Genomic DNA, 22,144 nt, shown 5'->3' on the forward strand with positions numbered 1-22,144 from the left:
ATGAATTCGGTTTTAGTAGAGTAATCAAGGAGAAAGGAGAATAGTGATGAATAATGAAGATTGGATTTTGGCAAGCGACGACGAACTATTAGCATCGATTGAAAAGCATGAGGGTAATAAAGCAGCGATATACGCCCAGCTCAGAGACGGCCGACTAAAGGCTGCGAAAAATTGTGACGCGCAATATTGCATGAACAATAACACCTGGCCTGCCTACATTGATTCTGAAGGGCTCGATACCGTGGGAATTGGCCATTTGATTACCGGTAATGAACCTTATGATTGTTATGCTGGTGTTTCTGATCAAGATGTGATGATGCAACTTTCGCAAGATGTCGAGCAGCATTTGGGTTCGGCCAAAAAACTGACTCGTCAGTATGGAATGAATATTGGCGGAAACTATGTCGTGCAACGATTTATGACTGAGCTTTGTTTTAACATTGGTCACGGTGGTTACTCAAAATTCAAAAACGGTTTAAGGAAATTAACAGCGGCAGTTAATCGGACCGGAGAGTATACTTATAGCCATGCTGCCGATGAACATCTTGATTCTAAATGGGCCAGACAGGTTCATCAGCGAGCCAGAAATATGGTAAACACCTTAAGAGCGCTAGATGATATATGACGATATTAAAAATTAACTTCAAGCAAGTGTGCTAAGACAGTTTGCTAAGAAAGTTTGCTAAGAGAGCCATCACCATGGCAAATTTAGAATTGCTCTCATTGCCGATTTTTGCCAAGCCGGAAATGGACATGTCGGTGGAAATGGAAGTCCGGCGTTGAGTTTGCTGCCAATCGTTTTTAAACAGTGTTTCAACAAGTAGAAAAATACTCAGGTTTTAATTTTAATGACTTCAAAATCAATACTTATCACAGGTTGTTCAACCGGAATTGGGTTACATGCAGCTAAAGCATTGCACGAAAGAGGCTACCGCGTGTTTGCCACCGCTAGGCAGCAGAAAGATGTTGCTGCGTTAACCGAGGCTGGGTTAGAAAGCTTACCACTTGACCTGGATAATGCCGAGAGTATTGAAGCGTGTTTTAAACTGATCTTAGAGAAAACAGGTGGTACGCTGGATTATTTATTTAATAATGGTGCATATGGCCAGGCCGGTGCTGTCGAAGATTTATCAACCGATGTACTCCGCCAACAATTCGAGACTAATGTATTTGGTTGGCATCATTTAACCCGATTAGCGATCAAAGTGATGCGCCAGCAAGGCCACGGTCGAATCGTGCAGAATAGTTCGGTGTTGGGCGTCGTTTGTATGCCATACCGAGGTGCTTACAACGCATCAAAGTACGCAATTGAAGGATTAACTGATACACTCAGGTTAGAACTTTCTGATTCGCCAATTCATATTTCATTGCTGGAGCCAGGCCCGATTACATCAAATTTTCGCAAAACCGCTGCATTAAAATTTAGACAAAACATTGATTGGGAAAATAGTTATCACACCGAAAATTATCAGTTGCAACTGGAACGCCTTGAAAAAAAGGGAGCAACCACTGCTTTTACTTTAGGCCCGGAAGCGGTAACCAAATGCTTGCTTCATGCACTTGAAAGTAAACGCCCCAAGCTAAGATATCGGATTACTTTTCCAACCAAGTTATTTGCTGTGCTTAAGCGACTGCTCTCAGCCAGAGCGATGGATCGTATTTTGACCAAAGGTTAGTTAGCTGATAGCTTAGCTTTCGTTTCTCGTTTCACTAATACTAAGCACTCTCACACAAACCATAACTAAAATATAGGTTAATTAATGCCTTGCCTGGCGTATAATCATTTTTTGCAAAAGAAAGCTAGAATTAACAATCAATTGAAAATGAAAAAAATTCATCAATATCTTGGTTTATTAATGTTGTTACCTTTTTTGGCCTGGGCGGTCACAGGTGTATTTTTCTTTGTTAAGCCTGGCTATAAACAGGCTTATGAGAAACTTTCAATCCAGACATACTCATTAGCACAATTACCAGAGGTTGCTACTGAACCGGGCTGGCAGGAGATGCGTTGGGTGCGATCAATTCTGGGGTTACACTTGTTAGTTCGAGAAAGTGATAAGTGGCATCATATTGATCCGCAAACAATGCAGGTGAATGATACACCAACAATGCGACAGGTTCGTCGTCTGGTAGATGATGCGGTTCAAATGAATCCGCAACGATATGGAAATATTCAGACTATCGAAGATTTAAAGGTGACTATGGATACCGGTGTGGTAATTAACCTTAATTGGTCACAACTGAAGTTTTATCAAAAAGGGCCTGACACACACTTTATTAATCGTATGTATAAAATTCATTATTTGCAATGGACCGGCATAGAAACAATTGACAGAGTATTGGGAATCATAGGCTTAACTGTCGTTGTTATACTCGCGTTACTGGGGACGCTAATGACTTTCAGGCGAAGGGTTAAAAACCAATAGCAGGTGATGGCGAATGAAGCAGGATCGAAATAAGTAAACATGAAAACCGATTTTTCTGTATCAGCATCCTATCTTCTAGTGGTGTTGATCTGGTCAACAACACCGCTTGGTATTGTCTGGAGTAGTGAATCAGTCGATCCCACCATGGCAGTGTTATTGCGCATGTTAATTGCTGCGGTATTAGGCACTTTGATTATTAAGATCCGAGGAATCGACTGGCCGACAACAGCTAATGCGCGTCGGCTTTATTGTTATTCTGGTTTCGGTATTTTCGGTGGTATGTTTTTCACCTATTTGTCTGCGACTTATCTACCTTCCGGTGTGATTTCGTTAATCTTTGGGTTAGCGCCGATCTTTTCCAGTTTATTTGCACAAAAGATTCTGGGCGAAGCAAAGCATTCCAGTATCAGGAAAATTTCACTTGCACTGTCTTTGGTGGGGCTTACCATCGTTTTCTCTGATGGGCTCGCGGTTAGTGCTGAAAGCTGGCCGGGTTTAATTTATATTTTATTAGCTGTGATTTTATTCAGTTATAGCGCGGTCTTAGTTAAAACTGTTCAAATAAAAATTAATCCGATCGCTACCACTGTTGGTGCGTTGTGGGTGACGATTCCATTTTTTGTTTTAGCCTGGTTATTACTTGATGGAGAACTACCGATTTCCGAATGGCAGAGCAGAGCCATAATAGCAATTATTTACCTTGGAATATTTGGTTCACTGATTGGTTTTGTCGCTTACTATTATATTTTACAAAAACTGGCGGCGAGTGTTGTTGCGCTGATTACGCTAATGACACCTGTACTGGCACTTGCCATAGGCGCGTATTTTAACGATGAAACTATCAGCTATAAGCTAGTCGCTGGAGCGGGCTTTGTTATTTTGGGATTAATCCTATTCAACTGGGGAGATAAATTCCTGGGTCGAAGTGAAAAAGCCCGCTCAAGTTAGTTAGCTAATCAAACTCAGGTTAATTAAGTGGAACTGGAGACCATCTTGGTTCATAGACATTCACGTTCTCAATAACCATCCCTGGATTATCTGTACTTTCACTAAATTTAGCGATACCGGCTTTACGGTTTTCGTCACCCACTTCAAATAATATGAAAGTGCCGTCAGGGGAGGTGGCAACCGTTGATATTTCTTCATTGATGCCACTTACTGCTAGCTGTAGTGATTGATTTGTGGTTAGGTTAATGCAAGATAAATCAAGAAAACACAATGTGTCTCCGGCAAAGTTCCAGATAGGCTGGTCTTTATTTTCTGCTACCAATTGTTGTTCCGTTCCATCGGCTCGAATGGTAAAAGCATGGGTGTAAGAAACATCGTCTTCATCATAACGCCAGGTTTGTGTATAAGACAGTAGTGGTTCTTCGTCGTCATCAGGTGATGCTGGATTCCAATGTAGCTCTTCGTACCAAAATTGATCGGCGGACGGTGAACTGACTAATGTATTCATGTCATCGAGGGTAATTTGTCCGCCGGAAGACCAGATCGATTCGGCATCGGCCATTTTCATAATGTACAAGTTGGTGGAAAACTGAGTCAGATTATCATTGTTATTACCTATATTGGAATTTCCTGTCATTACTGATATGGCGATATATTTTCCATCAGGAGAAACTCCCAGTGAGCGCACATCCTGATCAAAATTTGAAAGTTGAGTCAGCGCTTTGGTTTGTGTATTTACGCGAAATGCTTCCCAGGCACTTTCCGGTTCGCCTTTCGCGCTTGCAAAGTAAACATATTTGGCTTGGGGACCCCAGGCGACATAACCGGAAATTGGAGAACCATCGGCTAATTCTTCGACATTTGAACCATCGGGGTCCATCATGTAAATTTTTGTGGTATCCCCAAAGGCAATCTTAAAACCGGGGTTCGCATTTTGTACGGCTTGTAAAACATTATTGGTGTTGCCGCTCGTTGTGTCTGAGTTATCTGTGATTTCAAAATTATGCGCGGAGTAATTACCATCAGGTAATAAAGTTGGAAGCAAGAACTTTTGATCGGTCAATAACTCAAAAACCAGGGCGTCTTGTGATGCGACTTTTTCTCTAGTATTGAGTTTCCACTCGTTTTGAATTTCTTCTAATCTTCCAGGAAATTCCTGCGCGCCTAAAATTGAAGTTAGCGCCCAGTAGGTGTACTCGGTGATCATACAGGAATAATTGCAAGTAGTATCATCATAAGTGTACCAGGCAGAATCAGGATAGTTGGCGGGTATGCTCTGAAAGTGGCCGCCTCTGGCTACATCCATCGCATCAGCGATTTTCGAGCCAGCTTGTTCACCAAAGTCTGTCGGATAAACTTTGGAAAATCCAACATGGGTGATCAAGTGCAGCACTTCCTCTAGCGAGGCGTCGAAGTTACCTTGAGAGGCACCATTTGGAAACACTTCACTGGCGTAAAGGTCTTGATAGGCATCGCTCTCAGGGATCTGATTCATTAATGATTCTAATTCATTTTGATTGCTTGCCATTAAAAGTGCTGCACCGTCTGCTTTCAGGCGGTCGACAACTTGCTGATTGTCGACGACACCATCTTCATTGTTGTCGAGGTATTCCGCCATGATGTTCGCCGCGTGAAGGATCTTATCATTCGGTGTTTGTGATGTGGCGTAAATCGTGATTCCGAAAACATTCGTGTATTTTTTGAAAATATTAGCCAAAGGTGGAGGTGTGCCGGTTACGGTATTTGTGCTGGAGTTATTATTTGAACTGTTATTGCATGCGATTAGAAAAAGTACGAGTAAGCTACTCAAAATGGAAACTGGCTTACGCACGAACTTGGTAAAATAGGATGTTTTTATCTGAGTCATCAGGGCTCCAAAATAATTTTTACTGATTGAATTTGGTAGCGGTTGTGACTTGAATTATCAGGTAAAATTCGCGCTGAGTTGGTCAGCGTATGTCATGGAATGTAAGGGTTTGTAAGCAGCTAGATTAATGGCAGTGTTATAGAGACTGAAAGCCCGCCTGACGAGCTGTTGGAAAAATCAATTTGTCCAGAATGTTGACGAACAATTGAGTCCACTATTGCTAGTCCCAGTCCAAATCCACCGCTATCTCGTCCGCGACTCTCATCGACTCTGGAGAAGGGCATCAAGATTATCTCTTGTGACTCGGGAGAAATTCCTTTTCCGTCGTCTTCAATCGTAATTTTAATATCGTTACCGTCGATGTTAGCTGAGGCATTAATTTTTTTATTCGCATATTTAAACGCATTTTTTAATAGGTTGTCGATGGCCATTTGTAGTAGAAATTGATCACCCTCAAACTGAACAGGCTTTGTCGATGTCAGTTGAATTGACTTAGTAGGGTGAAGTCTTTTCTGCTCATTAATTCGATCGGCGACCAACTGGTTTATATCAAATGATTCTAGCTTTTTATTAACCACTGAATGGTTAAGTTTCGCCAGGGTCAAGGTTTTCGAGACGAGGTTTTCAAGTTCATCGACATACTTAAGTAAATCGTGGTGAAGTTCCTCCTCGGTAAGAAAGTTAAATTTTCTTTCTAGTAACGACATGGCTAATTGTATTTTACTAAGTGGAGTTCTTAATTCGTGAGAAATTGCATGGGCCATGACTTTTTGTTCTGCAATGGAACGTTCAAGTTCTTTCGCCATTGAATTGTAACTATTCGCAAGATTATCGAGGGGGATCGGTAGAGCATCGTCTACGCGCGCTGATAAATTACCCTTAGCCCATTGTTCGCTCGCAACAACTAATTTACTCAGGTGCTTCTTAATACCATTAATTTGTAAGAAGAGGACAATAGCGATAATGGCACATAAACTAAGTGCTACAATATTCACTGTAAACGCCGATAACTCATCCTCTCTTATTTCCTGCTCAAATTGAGCGCGTAATATCGGCGTTAATTCTTCAGCTTCAGGGTCGACGTCCAGATCTGCAATGACCAGCCAAAACTGACTATTATTGAGTCTTTGAACAGAGGCAAGTGTATCGTCTTCACTGTGTTGGTAGATTCGAGATTGACCTATCGTGTTCAGAAATTTGAAATGTTCAAGCCGGGTCTCCAGTTCAGAAGAACCGATAATTTCTATTCTAAAGCTGTAGTCATTAATTTGTTGTCGAATGATTTTTTTTAGTGAATCTTGTTGGCTTAGATTCGTTTTCGAAGAAACAGGTTGTTTATTCCATGCCGCGAGAATTGGTGCTGCAGCGTATTGGGTATCTCGATAAAAGTCATCTGTGTCCGACTGTTGATTGAGGTAAGCCCAAATGACGATGAAAAGCAGGGCGATCGAAGCTATTGCGCCTAAGACGCTAAAATAGAGTTGCCAAAATAGACTTTTTTTCTTGAACATGCCTGATTAACCCTTTTATTGTTATTTTTTAAATTAATCTTGTACCAGCATATATCCACGGGTGCGAACAGTGATAATTCGTTTTTCGTGCTCAGGAAACTTGGCAAGTTTTTTTCGCAGTGAAGAAATACGCATATCAATTGATCGATCAAGCCCGTCATAAGCCAGGCCACGCAAGTTTTCACAGCATTCTGTTCTGCTAACGACCTCTCCGGCTTTTTGTGAGAGCAGTGCCAGGATATCGAATTCGGAACTGGGCACGTCTATAATTTCGCCTGCAATACTGACCTCTCTGCGTTTACAGTCGATTGTTAACGAGCCAAAATCATAGCGTTTCATTTTTTCTTTAGAACGGGGCAATGTACGATTTAACAGTGCGTTGATTCTTGCCAAAAGTAAATGGGGTTTTATCGGTTTGATAACATAATCGTCAGCACCTTGCTTAAACGAACTCAATTGAGTAATGTCGTCGTCACAGCCCGTTAGCATTAAAATAGCGCCTTGATAAAAAGGTCTTACGCTTTTACAAACTTCTATGCCAGATTGGCCGGGAAGCATAACATCAAGAATGACTAATGCAGGATCACATTTTTTGATCAGAGCTTCAGCGTCTTTGCCATTGTTAACGCTTTGACAATGAAATCCTTCCGATTCTAACAATAGCGTGGTAAGCCGGGATATTTCTAAATCATCTTCTACAATGACAATTAATGGGGGAGATTGGCTTTTATTCATTTCGAATCTTCTATGTCTCAGCGCTGGTTGTTGTTTACCTAACTTAGATCGCTTGTTAATTTTTTACGGTAATTCATTATCGGGCCTACTGGAAAAATAATCAAACGACTGAGTTATTTAATAACGGGTTGAGAAGACCATATTGGTGAGCAGAATTGGCGACCAAAAAATAATTCACGCAGATGCATTAATGGCGGTGTTATTTTTGTATTGATACATTCTTTGGTCGGCTCGATGAATAATAGCTTCAACACTCGCGTCTTCTTTTCTAAAAGAAGCCATTCCGATACTTACTGTCACTTTTACTTTTGTATTGTTAATAACGATAAAAGCGGTTTTTTCAAATGTTTCAATGAGTCGCTCAAGAAATGCCTGTCGCGAAGCACTGTTAGTTTTCGGCATTATCACGGCGAATTCATCGCCGCCCATTCTTCCGACAGTATCAATTGAGCGTCGAGATTGATTAATCAGGTTAGCTATTGACTTTAGGGCTTTGTCGCCCACATTGTGACCAAAACGGTCATTAATTTGTTTAAACTTATCAACGTCAATTAGAATGATTGACATATCATCATTAAAGCGTTGGCAGCGATTAAACTCATCTTGCGCCTTTTCCATAAACGCGCGTCGATTAGCGATACACGTCAAACTATCGGTATAAGCTAACTCAGTTAATTTGTCGAGCAACAATTTTCGCTCGCTAAAAATAGCCGCAATCGTTAATCCGGTGACGGTTGCGCCAGCGATAAAATTGTTCAGGTAAACGATACTATCGAGCCCAGAACCAATGGTAAATGGACCGAGTTGTTTTGCTGTAGAATCAGCAGCAATAATGGTTGTAACCACACTCATGGCTGTTGCACCTCTCATTCCGTAACGAATGGCGCCTAAACAAAACAACGGGAAAAGAACGGCAAAAATTGAAAGAGGGTGATCAAATTTTAGTCCGGGAAACCTTTCGAACACGATTAGAGTGATAATACTCATTAACAGAGTTATCGCAAAAACTTCTCCGAACTGAGAGTTTCCGAAAGTTTTTTTCCAGGGAAATTGACTCCAACTTAAAATTAAAGGGGCCACCAGACATTGACCTAAACTGTTACCATACCACCAATAGATCCAGGCTGATGCTAGTTGATCTTCCGCAATTCGATTTGTCAGCCAAAAAGGCAATAAACCAAAGGTTGCACTAAAAGGTTGTAACACCAAAGCGACAATACAAAGTAACCATACCAGGTGGTGGATGCGATTAAGTTCTGGCGAAATTTTTATTTTTTGAAAAATAACGGCGGCGATAATGACTTCCAAACTATTGGAAAGACTGATGCTCAATGCGATAAGCAAGGGTAATGCAGTGGATAATGCTAGCAACAGCTGGCCGACAAAAACACCGATCCATACTCGTCGGCCATATAAAATGGCGAAGGCTAGTGAAACGCCTTCCGGGGCAAAAATGACGCTAGTAATATTTTGATGAGAAACGGCGATCGAGAAAGCCCCGTGTCCAAGAATAAAATACAACGAAGCGACGACACCATTAACCCACCAGATTCGTTTCACTTTCATCAAAAAATCAACTGCAAGTGGCGCTATTATTTATTGTCATACTTTAAAATCTAGTCCAATAAAGCGATATTTACAATGTTACACAAAATGAGTAAATGTCATAAGAAAGTGAGGTGAATCAGCCTGTAAGTATAATAAAAGTTAGTTATGGACCAATAAAAATAGGCAGTGTAATTAATATGAGGTTATATTTAGCGTGCAATATTAAAGTTTTGGTTTGTTAGGAATCGAATGATCTGCGGGCTATTTTCGCGGGTTTAAGAGAAATATCAGTGAAAGGACTCTTGATTAGCCGTAACAATGCCCAGACTTTTAACGTCATAAACTAAAACACGCCGAATTGCGACTAGAATAGAGAGTAATGATTTTAAATAGTAACCCGTTTAAATAGTAACCCGTTTAAAAAAGTAACTGGTTTGTATAGATGCTTCGAGCTGAATTGATATCGAAGAAAAGTAAATTGTCTGAATAAATGGAGAGTCCCATGGGTAAACGCAGAACGAAACTCGAATTTCCGGGTGCTGACGGTCTTAAAGTGGCTGGGCTGTTAGAGACGCCAGATAAATCACCGAAAGCATTTGCACTGTTTGCTCACTGTTTTACTTGTGGAAAAGATATTGTTGCCGCATCTAGAATTGCTCGTGCCTTAGTTGCCAGAGGATACGCGGTTTTAAGATTTGATTTCACTGGCCTGGGGAGCAGTGATGGTGATTTTGCTAACTCAAATTTTTCTACCAATGTTCAGGACTTAATACATGCGGTCGAGTTTTTGCGAGAAAACTATAAAGCCCCTTCGATTTTAATTGGCCACAGTTTAGGAGGAGCGGCGGTTCTTGCGGCGGCTAACAGCGTGCCCGAAGCTGTTGGTGTGGTGACGATTGGTGCGCCTTCTGACCCTCAACATGTGGTCAAACAATTTGCCTGTGACATTGATACCATTCAACATCAGGGAAAAGCTGAAGTGAATTTAGCCGGGCGTAAATTTACGATCAAAAAACAGTTTCTGGACGATTTGACCAGTCATCACCAGTCAGAAGAAATTGGAAAAATGAAAAAGGCATTACTTATTTTTCATTCGCCGCTGGATCAAACGGTTTCTATCAATGAGGCCGAAAAAATTTATCGCAGTGCTAAGCATCCAAAAAGTTTTGTCAGCCTGGATGATGCTGATCATTTGCTGACAAAAGCGAAGGATGCCGAGTACGTCGCTTCAACCATTGCAGCATGGGTTAGCAGATACCTGGATGACAAAGATGAAATTGTTGCGGAAGACTCTAAGGTTAAAAAAGGACACGTTCACATCATCGAGAAAAATAAACAATTTACCAGAGCGGTTATTTCAGACAGTCATCTCTGGTTAGCCGATGAACCGACGGAAGTGGGCGGTAATGATTTGGGGCCGGATCCTTATGAACATCTGTTAGCCGCACTAGGCACTTGTACTTCGATGACTATTCGCATGTACGCTAACCGCAAAAAAATTCCTTTGAAAGATGTCGTAGTTGAACTGCAGCATAGTCGAGAGCATATTAAAGATTGTGAAGACTGTGAGAAGTCGACTGCTCAACTTGAGGTGCTGGAGAAAAAGATCCAGCTTGCCGGCGATTTGAGCGAGGAGCAGCGGCAACGCTTATTAGAGATCGCTGATCGATGCCCGGTTCATAAAACGCTACACGGTAAAATGGAAATTCGTACTGCGCTCGCTGACTACTATTGAGATTATGGTTAGTATTGAGATTATGGTTAGAACACAGTGGGCTTTTGTCCGTGTTTGCAATTGATTCGCAAATGCCCGCTAAAAAACTCATTTCAACTGGATTATGTGTCGCATTTTGCTCATAATACGCGCCTGAAATAACGGTCTATAATAATTAAAAGCTCGTATAGAAAGTCGACTAGAAATTAAGTACTAGTATCAAATACTAGCAACTCCAGCCTTTGTGAATGAAAAATGAACAGTGAAAATTTTGATCTGATAATCATCGGTACCGGTCCCTCCGGTGAAAGTGCCGCCATTAATGCCAGTAAACACGGTTTGTCAGTAGCTTTGGTAGACTCCCGAAAAATTGTGGGAGGGAACTGTACTCATCAGGGAACCATTCCGTCGAAAACCTTGCGGCACTCGGTACATTCTGTAATGAAGTTTAATCGAAATCCGCTTTTTCGAGCTATCAGTGAACCCAAATTACTCACTTTTCAACAAGTGATGCAGTCTGCAGAAGATACGATTAAAAAACAGGTTAGTATGCGAAGTCGATTTTATAGTCGCAATGACATTCCAATTTTTCACGGTACTGCCAGTTTTAAAAATGACAACACCATTTCGATTGAAAACGATGAAGAAGGCAATTTTGAGCTTACTGCAAAACAGTTCATCATCGCAACTGGCTCACGACCTTATCGACCGAGTAATGTCGACTTTTCCCACCCAAGAGTGTTCGACTCAGACAAAATCCTGACGCTAAAAGAAACGCCTAAACGTGTCATTATTTATGGTGCCGGCGTGATTGGATGTGAATATGCGTCGATATTTAATGGCTTGGGCTGTAAAGTCGATTTGGTGAATCCTGGCGATAAATTACTGAGTTATATGGACGATGAAATTTCCGATGCACTGAGTTACCATCTGAGAAGTCTGGGTGTATTAATTAGACACAGTGAGACTTTTGATTCATTAAAAACTGAACCTGACAAAATAATAGTTAGTCTGAAAAGTGGCAAGATACTGAAAGGTGACCTGTTTTTGTGGGCTAACGGTCGCGCAGGAAATACTGAACAACTCAATTTGCAGGCGGTGGGACTGGAAGCGAATAAAAGGGGACAGCTGGAAGTTGATACCTACTATCGAACTGATGTTAAAAACATTTATGCGGTAGGCGATGTTATCGGTGCGCCGGCGCTTGCCAGTGCTTCTTACGACCAGGGAAGATGTGCTTCCTCTAGAATTGTTGATAAAGAACATCCGCTGCTTATTGAAGATATTCCAACCGGCATATACACCATCCCTGAAATCAGTAGCGTCGGCAAAACTGAAAGTGAACTCACTGCGGCAAAAGTTCCCTATGAAGTGGGGAAAGCTTATTTTAAAGATACTGCGCGCGCTCAAATTACTGGAGAAGATGTTGGCGTATTGAAGTTATTGTTCCATCGAGAAACACTCGCGCTATTGGGGATTCATTGCTTTGGCGATCAATCAGCGGAAATTTTGCATATCGGTCAGGCAATAATGGCTCAGAAAGGTGAGGGCAATACCATTGAGTATTTCGTGACCCATACTTTTAACTATCCAACGATGGCTGAGGCATATCGTGTAGCCGCCTTGAATGGGTTGAATCGTTTATGAGTGCGAGAATCTTATCTTCATCTTTAGGTATTTCGGCATAGAAAGTTGATCTCAGGTAGGTTGGGTTGAGCGAGCGAAACCCAACAATGGGGTTTGAAGTTAAGGGGCTGTCTAATTTATTTTCAGATTATAGCTACCTGTGAGAATTGTTGGGTTTCCTTCGTCTACCCAACCTACTTGGCAGGGGGATAACCGGTGAGATCTTTTTTATGTTGATTAGTGATTATTTTTTGTAGTTGATTAATCCTAATTGTTTCAGGAAAATTTTTTCATTTGGTAAATCTAATAACGCTTGTTGCGCCAAAAGCAATTCGGCAGTTGAAATTGCATCTTCAAGTGCATTATGTGCTTTGTAATGAGGTAAGCCGATTTCATTCCTTAAGTTAAACAACCTCAAAGAATTTGAAGTGATTGGCTGCTGGTTTTGGCGTTTGATGGTTTTGGCTACTTCAAATGTATCGATGATACTGAGTGGGATAGGACGCCCTAGTATTTTTTTCGCTAAATTCTGTATAAAAGTTCGCTCTATTTGATGATAGTGGGCGACAATGACCTTGCCTTTTGTGAGTTCTAAAAATTTTGATAATCCAAGTTCTGGAGACAGGCCCGCGTTCACCTGGTCGTCGGTGAGTCCATGGATTGCGACATTTTCGCTACTCAGTGCCTGCTCGGGTTTTATGACGATATGTAAGCAATCGGCAAGGCGAATTTTATTATCAACAATGGGGCAAAATCCCATACTGATAATTTCATCATAAGTCTCGTTTAAACCTGTGGTTTCAAAGTCGACAGCAATTAGTGGTGTATCACCGAGTTCTTTCTCAGACAGTTTTTCTTCATGATTATTAGCATTGCAAGTTGCAGGGTGGCTCGCAAGATATTGTTCGTAATTGGAACGCGTGGTTGCGCTGAGGTTTTCATTTATTTTGTTTCTATTTCGAATTTTCTTAAAAAATAAATTCACAGGTTATTTCACCTTCTTAGGGGGCAGAACATTTTCTGTTCGTCCAAAGCTATGCTATCAAACTTGCTTGATATCGACTTTCTAAAGCTTTCTGGTAAGTTCTGATAATTTCAAAGGTATCTTTCAAATGGCGTCTCTCAAGAGAAGACAATTCTTCCGGTAGTAAGTAATTGTTGGCATCAACACCTTTTTCCACTTGTTTTGCCTGATGACAAAGCCTGATGAAGCTTAAAAATTCGAAAGCGTCACAAAGATCCATTAACCCTGATTGGCTTAAAGCGTTATTATCAAATGCTGTTTGTAACCTTTCCTGGGTATTGATAGGGCTTGCTTCACAGGATAGGGCATAAACGCGCGCCAGATCGGTTATTGGCACAACACCGCGTTTTTTCATGTTGAGTGCTTTTTCTTCTGAACCATGTTTTTCAAGAACGAAACTCCTGAACAACCCGAGTGGTGGTGTATTGTGAAGTGCGTTTGAGGCCATGTAATTGAGCATCTTTTTATTGCTGGCGATTAATTGGTTAACTTGCTTGTTTAGCGCCATCAAAAAACTCGTTTCTCCGTAAATGCATCTCAGATCAAAAAATATGCTGGCGTACATTAAAGCTTTAGGTTCCGGTTTTACTATCCACTGTTGGAAATAGCTTTTCCATTGGGAAAGTGGCTGTCGCCATTTTTTATTGGTTGCCATCACATCGCCGGGACAATAGATATATCCACAGTCGTTTAGTCCGTCGCAAACAAAGTGCGCAAGTTGCCTAAAATATTTGCCGTGCTTATCTTCATCATAGCAGTCGTCCAGAATTAATCCATTGTCTTGATCTGTGTGGATGGTTTGCTCATTTCTAGCTAACGAACCAGCAATTATCCAGGCATATTTAACTGGCGGCGGCCCAAACTTTTCTTCGGCAAGTTTAATTAGACGCTGGTTAATTGCTCGACCAATTGAACTGATGGAATAACTCGTATCTTTAGCGTTATGCCCATTTTTGACCATTTGAATTAAAGCTTTTGGAATTTGCCGAGAGTGTCTTACCAATTGTTCTAGCGTTTTTGCTTTATGAATTTCATTAATCAGGTAAATCGGATTATTGCTTTGTCTATGGATCAAGTCGGTGGCGGTTAGCACTCCCAGAATATCGTTGTGAGAAGTTACCGGCAAATGGCGAATATTGTGTCTTGCCATAGTGAGTAAAGCTTCAGAAGCACTATTCTGTGCGTCGATGGTTAACAGGTTATCACTCATTATCAGTCCGACCGGGCTTTCATGGGAAAGTCCCTGAGCAACGACTTTTGTACAAAATGCTCTATCGGTAACAATACCTAACACTTTTTCATTTTGGGTAATCAGCAGGGAAGTCGAGCCGGTAGTTTGCATTATCCTGGCACATTCTGCGACGCTGATTTTATGGTCTACCGTTTGCGCTTTTTCGTGAATTAATGTTTTTACCTGGGTACGATTGAAGTCAGCTGATTGAACATGGCTATCGAGGGTTACCGCGTTCGATTGGTGGTTCGATTGATTGTCTGTTTGTTCGTTGGTTTGAAAGCCTTCGAAGTAAAATTTAACGTAAGAGTTTGTCTGAATGAGTTCGAAAAAAATCTCTTTTGGAAATCGGTATAGCAATGTGTCTTCGATAGCTTGTATTTTCCGTTCTACAGTACCTCCTCGTTTTAAGGAGGCTTGACCGAAAATATCTTTTTCTGCAAATTGGGCGACGATACTACCGTCGGTTTGGGTGCGTTCGACAGCGCCGCTTCGAATGATATAAAGCCACTGGTTGATGGAACCAGGCTGAAGAATAATTGATCCTCTTTTGAAATAAACTATTTCAATGCTTAGTGCGAGTTTTTTTTGTGTTTTTGAGTCGAGTTGGCTGATTGGTTCGCAATTTGTGAGGTATTGGAATATTTCCAGGTTTTCGATTTCCATACAGAGTTTTCCAAATTTTTGGTTTTGACCTTTGATAGCTGCAATAGCTAGTGGGGTGTTGAGTAAGTATAGCTTGTAGTTTGTTGTTTAATGTTGATTTTGATCAGTTGCTTTTTAGGTTAAGGGCGTTTCGCACCGCTTTGCTTGCGTGCGACTTACTTTTGCCAACAGCTGCAAAAGTAAGCAAAAAAGCCGTTTACGTTTGCACTGGGCCATTTATTGACAGAGCCTCTTGTTTTGATTTTGTCCAAACACAGACCTCTTTCATTCGCTTTAATATTTAAACACCTGTCGAGAAGAATAACGATTGGCAATTAACTAATATGCACTAAGTTCGAGACTACCTAAGAAAGCATTGTCTAGTTATGTATGATTAGCAAATTAATAATTGACGTATCTCGAATTTAGTTCTCATTACTATTTGCCCATACCGAGAACTAATTGATTGGTGTGTAAATCTAATAGCAAACGAAGATGGTACGAGTTTGGATTTACTCACAACAAGCATATCTGTCAATCCATGCTCAGCGCGAGCGTCACGGGCTTTTTTGCCTTCTTTTTTAGCTCTTGAAAAAAGAAGGTCGCACGCAAGCAAAGCGGTGCGAAACGCCCTTGACTTTAAAAAACTAAAACCCATACTTAGCACTAAACATAAGCCGCCGAAAATCCCCATCCAAACCACTTTCAAGCTCTCGCTCCGCACTCAAAACCCCAACCCCAAATGTCAATTTTTTCACCGGACTAAACAACAAGTTAACCTGAAAACTCTCAACCGACTCTGTCACCCCAACACCAGTTAAATTAACATCGTTATCAATACTCATCGCAGAAAAAACAAAATTAGATCGCCACTGCGCATTCCAAAAATGCCGATAAGCCACCGCACCTAAAGTCGAATCAATCGCTTCCAAGTCGCCATTTGCATCCAACACAGCACTATTAGCAGTATTAAGACCAACGTACCGACCCATACCTGAACCTGAAGCAAAATTAAATCGAATATCGTCTTTCGATCCGACTTTCAACTTGCCTGTTAAACTAAAACCTGTGGATGAAGTAGAATTATCAATTGAGCCGGTATCATAAGCTAATTCTCTGAATAGTGCGGCGAGGCTGATATGTCCCCAGTTGGCGCGATGATTATAACGTGCAACGATGTCTGGTGTACCATTGTCATCAGCAACAATGCGCCCACCGCCGCCAAATGGCGTAATCGTTGTTTCAGGGTTTTCCAGCGCGAATTGCCATGGCCCTTTGGTGTAACGAACCATGGGTTGACGTTCAAATACAATGCCGTCTGATGCCGCCAGAAAATCTACCGACTCGGGCAATGCACCAACATCTTGAAATGTTGACCAGGTTTGTCCGAACAACCAGTTGCCGTAAGTGAAATAAGCGTGCCGCATGCGTGGATTATACGAGTTACTCACGCGTTCATTTCCGCCAGGTGGTAATAGAAAATCCATTTCAATATTGGTTGTTATAGCTTCACCATTATCAAGGTAATGTTTGGATTTAAAATTAATACGCGTTTCTTTCGCTGAGAAGTCGAAATCCTCACCTTCACTTTGGCCACCGACGGGAATGGTTGCTGGAATGTAGAAATCTCTGCCTGCACTCCCCGATGCCAAATCTCCATCGCTGTAATCGGTGATGGAAGCAGTCGCTTTAATAAAGCCGCCAAAGGAATAACTATTTTGAGGTTTTGTTTTTAACTTTTTTAATGAGGCTGGTTGCTGATGTTGTTTTTCACTTTTAGCCTGCTTTTCTCGATTAACTTCCTGTTTCAACTGTTTGACAAGTAATTCAAGTTTGCTAATTCGTTCATCAACGGTTTCAGCCGATGCTGTTAAACTGGTTGTGAATAATACGGGGAGAAATAATAGTGGTGCGCCAATCGTCTTAGTTAGTTTTTTTATCGGGTTTGTCATTGTCCTTCACTCGCCTGTTTTTTCTTATGAAGAACAACGAGTTTGCACCTAAGCAACCTCAGTTGACTATTAGCTATTAGTCTAAATCGTTCGTGTATAGACTAAAGTCTAATCTAAATAGAGTGGTCAATGGTAACTGGGTTGTTTAGAATAAAAAGGTAAACGAAAAGGGAGCGAGGTTATTAATCTACATTCAGTTAAAAAAATTATTATTGCTGATGATCATCCGCTTTTCCGCGCCGCCTTAAAGCAAGTGTTAGCATCGATAATGCCTGCCGCAGAATTTTTGCAGGCAGATAGTGTTTCGCAGTTGGAACGACTGCTGATGGATTGCTGTGGTGCAGATTTACTTTTGATGGACTTGCATATGCCTGGCGCTGATGGTTTTTCAGGGTTGAGAAACATTACGCAATGTTATTCACAGCTGCCGGTCATTATTATTTCTGCTGATGAAAACCTTTCAGTTATGCTTGAGGCGCAGCGGAACGGAGCCTTGGGATTTGTTTCAAAGTCTGCGAGTATTAGTCAAATTTCACTGGCGATAGAAACTGTGTTAATGGGCGAACTAAGTTTTCCTTCAGAGTTAGAGCGTTTAGCTCAAACTGCTCAAGTAAATTCTGATGCATCAAAGAATATTGTAAACGAACAAGTTGAACAGCTAACGCCAAAACAGTTTGCTGTTTTTAGTTTATTAGCTGACGGATTGCTCAATAAACAAATTGGCTATGAGTTGAATATCACAGAAGCGACAGTCAAAGCCCATGTTACGGCGATAATGCGTAAGCTCAAAGTAAATAACCGAACTCAAGTTGTGTTGATCGCCAATAAAGTTTGAAAGATTATTGGTTGGTGTCTGTTCCAGGTCAATTATCGAAGTTCATTATTCATGGTAGCTCTTAAAACAGCAGGTTTAACTGGCTTATGTAATAGCTTCAAACCAAATTCTTGTATTTTATTTTCCACAGTTTGCGAGTAGTCTGCGGTCACAATAACCGCCGGTATTTCCAAGCCTGTTTTGTGTCTTATTTTCTGGATATAATCCAGCCCGGTTTTCCCTTGATCGAGTTGATAGTCAACAATCAAAATATCAGGAATGAAGCCAGAGTTTAATAACTCGTCGATTTGAGTTTCAGCTTGATTCGCCTTCACATCACACCCCCAGCGCTCGAGTAACATTGACATGGCATCAGTGATTTGAATTTCATTATCGACGCATAATACTTTTACGTCTGCAAGGGCCGAGTTTTGGCGTGGTGTTCGTTTTATCTTTTCTGGCGAATGTTGTATTTCAAGCCCTGCGCTTTTTATCAGTAAGTGAAATACTGTTCCTCGACCATACTCTGAGCGAAGTGTTATTGGGTGGTTTAAAATAGCGGAAATTCGTTCGCTAATAGCAAGGCCCAATCCCAGTCCTGATTCGGTCGCGCTAATGGCTGGGTCGGAAAGTTGTTTAAACTCACTAAAAATTTCTTCCTGGTCGTCGGCTTTAATTCCGATCCCGGTATCCCAAACGGATACTCGAATGTACTCGCTTCTTTTTTGGCAACTGATAAAAACACCACCATTATGTGTATAGCGAATAGCATTGCTCACAAAGTTTTGTAACACGCGATAAAGTAGCTCAGGATCACTTTCTACCTGGAAGTTTCGTTTCAGCGACTTAAATTTAAGATTTTTATTTTGTGCAAACCCCGAAAATTGTTTTTCTAAAGAGTCGAGGGTATCAAAGATATTAAATACGCGCACCGAAGGATAAACGGTCCCACTATCAAGTTTCGATATGTCGACGAGTGATCGAATGATATTTTCTGCGACAGTTAAACTTTGATCGGTTTTATCTACCAGCTCAGCCTGACTTCCGGTCATAGTGTTGGATTCTGCTTTTAACATTTCACTAAAAAGTCTGGCCGCGTTAAATGGCTGCAGTAGATCATGACTTGCAGCGGCGAGGAATTTTGATTTACTTTGGTTGGCTTGCTCAGCTTCAGCTTTTGCTGACTCTAAAGCTTTAACCGTTGTGTGAAGTTCTTCGGTGCGCATGGCGACACGTTGTTCCAGAGTAATATTGATTTCCTTGAGTGCTAATTCCGCTTTACGACGATGCGAAATGTCCTGAGAAATCGTATAAATACCAACGACTTTTCCAGCGGCGTCTAGATTAGGAATATAGGTAACCAGATAGTAACGGTCATTTTCCTGGTTAGCGTATTCAAAATGTTGTTTTTGATTGCTTAAGGCCTTTTCAATGTACTGTCTTTTGTAACCAATTTCTGCAGGTGAAAGAACGTCGCCGATAGGTTTTCCGAGAATATCTTCTTTTTGCAGGTAGAGGCTGTTTGCAAAAGCTTTATTAGCAAAGCGAAAAATCAGCTCGGAATCAAAATAGGCAAGGAGGGCGGGCGAGTTATCAGTGTAGATACTGATCTGACGTTCATTTTCCTTTAACGCAGATTCAATTTTTTTATAATCTGATACGTCGGTATAAGTCGTTACATAGCCCCCCTGAGGCAAAGGGTTGCCAACGATATCAAGCACAATGCCATCGTTTCGAACACGCTCAAACCGATAGCTAAGCCCTGAGTCAATATGCGCAAGGCGTTTATCAATGTGTTGTTGCACGTCGCCTTCGCCGCAAAAACCACGCTCCGCGTTAAAGCGAATTATTTCGGCAATTGGTAAACCGACTTTCAAAAAGTCTTTTGGATAATTCATCAATTTTTCATAACTATGATTCCACCCGATAATATTTTTGTCAGCGTCACTCACGCTGATCCCCTGGGTGATATTGTCCATCGTTACTTCAACCAGACGCCGATTGAATCTTAATGCCTGTGAAGTCGAGCTCAATAAATTGATAACATCTTCAACATTAATTCCTTTGTCTTTAAATGCTGAAAGAATAACCACGCGCGCGGAAGAGGCGCCAATTGAAGCGGAAAGAATATTTTCGGTATGTTTTAGCAGCGTTTCATCAGCAATGTCGTTATCGTCATATTGATCGGAAAATGTTTCGAAAGAGGTCACCATTCTTTCGTTTCCGACGATGGCCGCAGAAAGGGACTTTAAATCTTTGACCAAAACTTGCGGCGATTTTCGCGGAGAGCTTTTCAGATTAATTTCTTTGCGCGAGCCATAAACATAAGCATAAGCCTGAATCTTTTCTGTTAGAGACTGCCTGGAAAATCTGGAGACCATTATCAATGCGAAAAAATTGCAGGTTAGTGAAATCACTAGTGATTCTGTCAGAATAGAAAAACCCGAAAAACTGGTTTCCGAAGACAGCAAATACTCGCCTCTTATGCTAGGTAGCCAGGTGAGCACAAACCAGCAAGCTGTGCCGCTTAGTAGACCCGCAATTGCGCCGAGCTTGGTTGCTTTACTCCAGAAGAGTGCGCAGAGCAATGCAGGCATAAATTGGAGCACGGCGGTAAAAGACAGGTAACCAATGGACGCCAATGACTGGCTCTTATCAAGCAGCCGATAAAAGCCATAAGATAGTATTAAGCAAGAGGCTATTGCTACGCGTCTGATGCGTAACATTTTCTGACTGAATTGCTTATCTTTAAAATGGTGCGAATTGGTATTTTTCAGAATTACCGGCAAAACCAGGTCATTGCTAATCATGGTACTCAGCGCTACCGTTGCAACGATAACCATACCTGTGGCAGCTGATAGTCCGCCGATAAACACAATTGCGCTTAATAGACTTTGTTTTTCGGCGAGGGGTAAAGCGAGAATAAAGGTGTCTGCATTGACCGGTGAATTGACATAGGCTGCCGATGAGAAATATTGGCTTCCTGCAACAACAATGGGGATCACAAACAGAGAGATCAGCAGCAGATAAGTAGGGAAAATCCAACGGGCATAACGAAGATCATCCGGCTGGTGGTACTCAACCACCGATACATGAAATTGCCTTGGCAGGCAAAATATTGCAGCACTGGCAAGCAGCATTTGGGTTAAGAAGTTTTCGGTATCAATACCATTTAACCATAACTGGCTAAGTTGCACGTCATTCGTGATTGCATTAAGCAATGATGTTGGGCCGTCAAAAATCGAGAACAATGCAAACAGACCTACCGCACAAAATGCAATCAGCTTAACGATCGATTCAAAAGCAATTGCGTTCATCATGCCATATTGATGTTCAGTGACGTCCAGGTTTCGGGTGCCGAACAATATCGAAAAGATAATCAGTAAAAATGTGATTAAAAGTGCATTGAAATGATGATTGGAAAACAGGTCCTGTTGCGCATCAAATACTTGAATACTCATGGTGATGGCTTTGAGTTGCAATGCAATATAAGGCAAAATCGCGATTATCGCGATCACGGTCACAATCGCTGCGATGCTCTGTGATTTTCCGAATCTTGAGGCAATAAAGTCTGAAATTGAAGTGGTATTCTGTTCGTGTCCAACGCGCACGAATCTTTCTAGCAGCGGCCAGCCCAAGGTGTAAACTAATATTGGGCCCAGGTAAATTGGCAAATAGCCCCAACCTGTTTTTGCTGCACTACCGACCGCGCCGTAAAAAGTCCATGAGGTACAATAAATAGCGAGTGAAAAGCTGTAAACCAGCGCTTTTCTTTTTGATGATATTTGTCTTGGTTTGTTTTTGTCGCTGGTGTAAGCAATCAAAAACAGCAGGCAAACGTAGGCAAATGCAATCACGATTATTTGTAGAGTGGAGATCACAGAAAGCCTGTCCTGATTGAGTTAAGTTTTTATTGATCAAAGATATGGGTTATTGCCTTTGGAGTCAATCGCGGAGCCTTCGTATCATGGAGAAATTGCTCCGGTTTAGACTAAAGTCGAAAAGAATTCTTGTGCAAAATTCAGTAAGTTGATGGTAACGGTTTTGTTTTATGCATAAAAAGTCTGCAGATCTATCGTTTCTATGAGGGATAGGGCAATACC

The 22,144-nt window shown here is 41.4% G+C and carries 15 protein-coding genes; 7 read left to right on the forward strand and 8 right to left on the reverse strand.

Annotated elements, in window-relative coordinates; translation table 11 throughout:
- The first annotated feature begins 46 nt into the window (after positions 1–46).
- From FLL46_RS12615 to FLL46_RS12630, 4 genes are all read left to right on the forward strand, one after another.
- Complete coding sequence (locus FLL46_RS12615; RefSeq protein WP_142893879.1) at positions 47–625, forward strand: lysozyme family protein; 579 nt, start codon at positions 47–49, stop codon at positions 623–625.
- A 223-nt stretch (positions 626–848) separates the two neighbouring features.
- Positions 849–1,676 (forward strand): SDR family oxidoreductase, encoded by an 828-nt coding sequence (locus FLL46_RS12620; protein WP_142893880.1) that lies wholly within the window; start codon positions 849–851, stop codon positions 1,674–1,676.
- A gap of 84 nt (positions 1,677–1,760) precedes the next feature.
- A complete protein-coding gene (locus tag FLL46_RS12625) occupies positions 1,761–2,426 on the forward strand; it encodes a PepSY domain-containing protein (protein WP_142893882.1) in 666 nt (221 codons plus the stop codon).
- Positions 2,427–2,465: 39 nt separating this feature from the next.
- Positions 2,466–3,374 (forward strand): DMT family transporter, encoded by a 909-nt coding sequence (locus FLL46_RS12630; RefSeq protein ID WP_142893884.1) that lies wholly within the window; start codon positions 2,466–2,468, stop codon positions 3,372–3,374.
- 19 nt (positions 3,375–3,393) lie between these two features.
- Here the strand turns inward: FLL46_RS12630 and FLL46_RS12635 are convergent, their stop codons facing one another.
- The 4 genes from FLL46_RS12635 to FLL46_RS12650 form a co-directional block, all read right to left on the reverse strand.
- Entirely contained in the window at positions 3,394–5,241 is a 1,848-nt protein-coding gene (locus FLL46_RS12635) for a TolB family protein (protein ID WP_142893886.1), read from the reverse strand.
- 119 nt (positions 5,242–5,360) lie between these two features.
- On the reverse strand, positions 5,361–6,752 hold the full coding sequence (locus tag FLL46_RS12640) for an ATP-binding protein (RefSeq protein ID WP_142893888.1): 1,392 nt from the start codon (positions 6,750–6,752) through the stop codon (positions 5,361–5,363).
- A 33-nt stretch (positions 6,753–6,785) separates the two neighbouring features.
- Positions 6,786–7,487: a response regulator gene (locus FLL46_RS12645; protein WP_142893890.1), complete on the reverse strand. Its 702-nt coding sequence runs from the start codon at positions 7,485–7,487 to the stop codon at positions 6,786–6,788.
- A gap of 174 nt (positions 7,488–7,661) precedes the next feature.
- The gene (locus FLL46_RS12650) at positions 7,662–9,053 is read right to left on the reverse strand and encodes a sensor domain-containing diguanylate cyclase (protein ID WP_142893892.1); all 1,392 of its coding nucleotides are present in this window, start codon (positions 9,051–9,053) and stop codon (positions 7,662–7,664) included.
- 484 nt (positions 9,054–9,537) lie between these two features.
- Here FLL46_RS12650 and FLL46_RS12655 point away from each other — a divergent pair, with 484 nt between their 5' ends.
- Positions 9,538–10,770, forward strand: coding sequence for a bifunctional alpha/beta hydrolase/OsmC family protein (locus FLL46_RS12655; protein WP_142893894.1), 1,233 nt, complete (start codon positions 9,538–9,540; stop codon positions 10,768–10,770).
- Positions 10,771–11,004: 234 nt separating this feature from the next.
- Entirely contained in the window at positions 11,005–12,396 is a 1,392-nt protein-coding gene (gene sthA / locus FLL46_RS12660) for a Si-specific NAD(P)(+) transhydrogenase (protein ID WP_142893896.1), read from the forward strand.
- Between the two features lie 223 nt (positions 12,397–12,619).
- Here the strand turns inward: sthA and FLL46_RS12665 are convergent, their stop codons facing one another.
- The 3 genes from FLL46_RS12665 to FLL46_RS12675 all read right to left on the reverse strand — a co-directional run bounded on the left by FLL46_RS12665 (position 12,620) and on the right by FLL46_RS12675 (position 17,227).
- Positions 12,620–13,360, reverse strand: coding sequence for an exonuclease domain-containing protein (locus FLL46_RS12665; protein WP_142893898.1), 741 nt, complete (start codon positions 13,358–13,360; stop codon positions 12,620–12,622).
- Positions 13,361–13,409: 49 nt separating this feature from the next.
- On the reverse strand, positions 13,410–15,296 hold the full coding sequence (locus FLL46_RS12670) for a DUF294 nucleotidyltransferase-like domain-containing protein (RefSeq protein WP_142893900.1): 1,887 nt from the start codon (positions 15,294–15,296) through the stop codon (positions 13,410–13,412).
- A 626-nt stretch (positions 15,297–15,922) separates the two neighbouring features.
- Positions 15,923–17,227 carry a DcaP family trimeric outer membrane transporter gene (locus FLL46_RS12675; RefSeq protein ID WP_210418690.1) on the reverse strand — a complete coding sequence of 435 codons (1,305 nt, stop codon included), beginning with the start codon at positions 17,225–17,227 and terminating at the stop codon, positions 15,923–15,925.
- A 211-nt stretch (positions 17,228–17,438) separates the two neighbouring features.
- Here FLL46_RS12675 and FLL46_RS12680 point away from each other — a divergent pair, with 211 nt between their 5' ends.
- Positions 17,439–18,062: a response regulator transcription factor gene (locus FLL46_RS12680; protein WP_281281965.1), complete on the forward strand. Its 624-nt coding sequence runs from the start codon at positions 17,439–17,441 to the stop codon at positions 18,060–18,062.
- A gap of 32 nt (positions 18,063–18,094) precedes the next feature.
- Here FLL46_RS12680 and FLL46_RS12685 read toward each other — a convergent pair whose 3' ends face one another.
- Positions 18,095–21,922 (reverse strand): NahK/ErcS family hybrid sensor histidine kinase/response regulator, encoded by a 3,828-nt coding sequence (locus tag FLL46_RS12685; protein WP_142893904.1) that lies wholly within the window; start codon positions 21,920–21,922, stop codon positions 18,095–18,097.
- Between the last annotated feature and the right edge of the window lie 222 nt (positions 21,923–22,144).

It is taken from the genome of Aliikangiella coralliicola, from assembly GCF_007004725.1.
Taxonomy (GTDB): domain Bacteria; phylum Pseudomonadota; class Gammaproteobacteria; order Enterobacterales; family Kangiellaceae; genus Aliikangiella; species Aliikangiella coralliicola.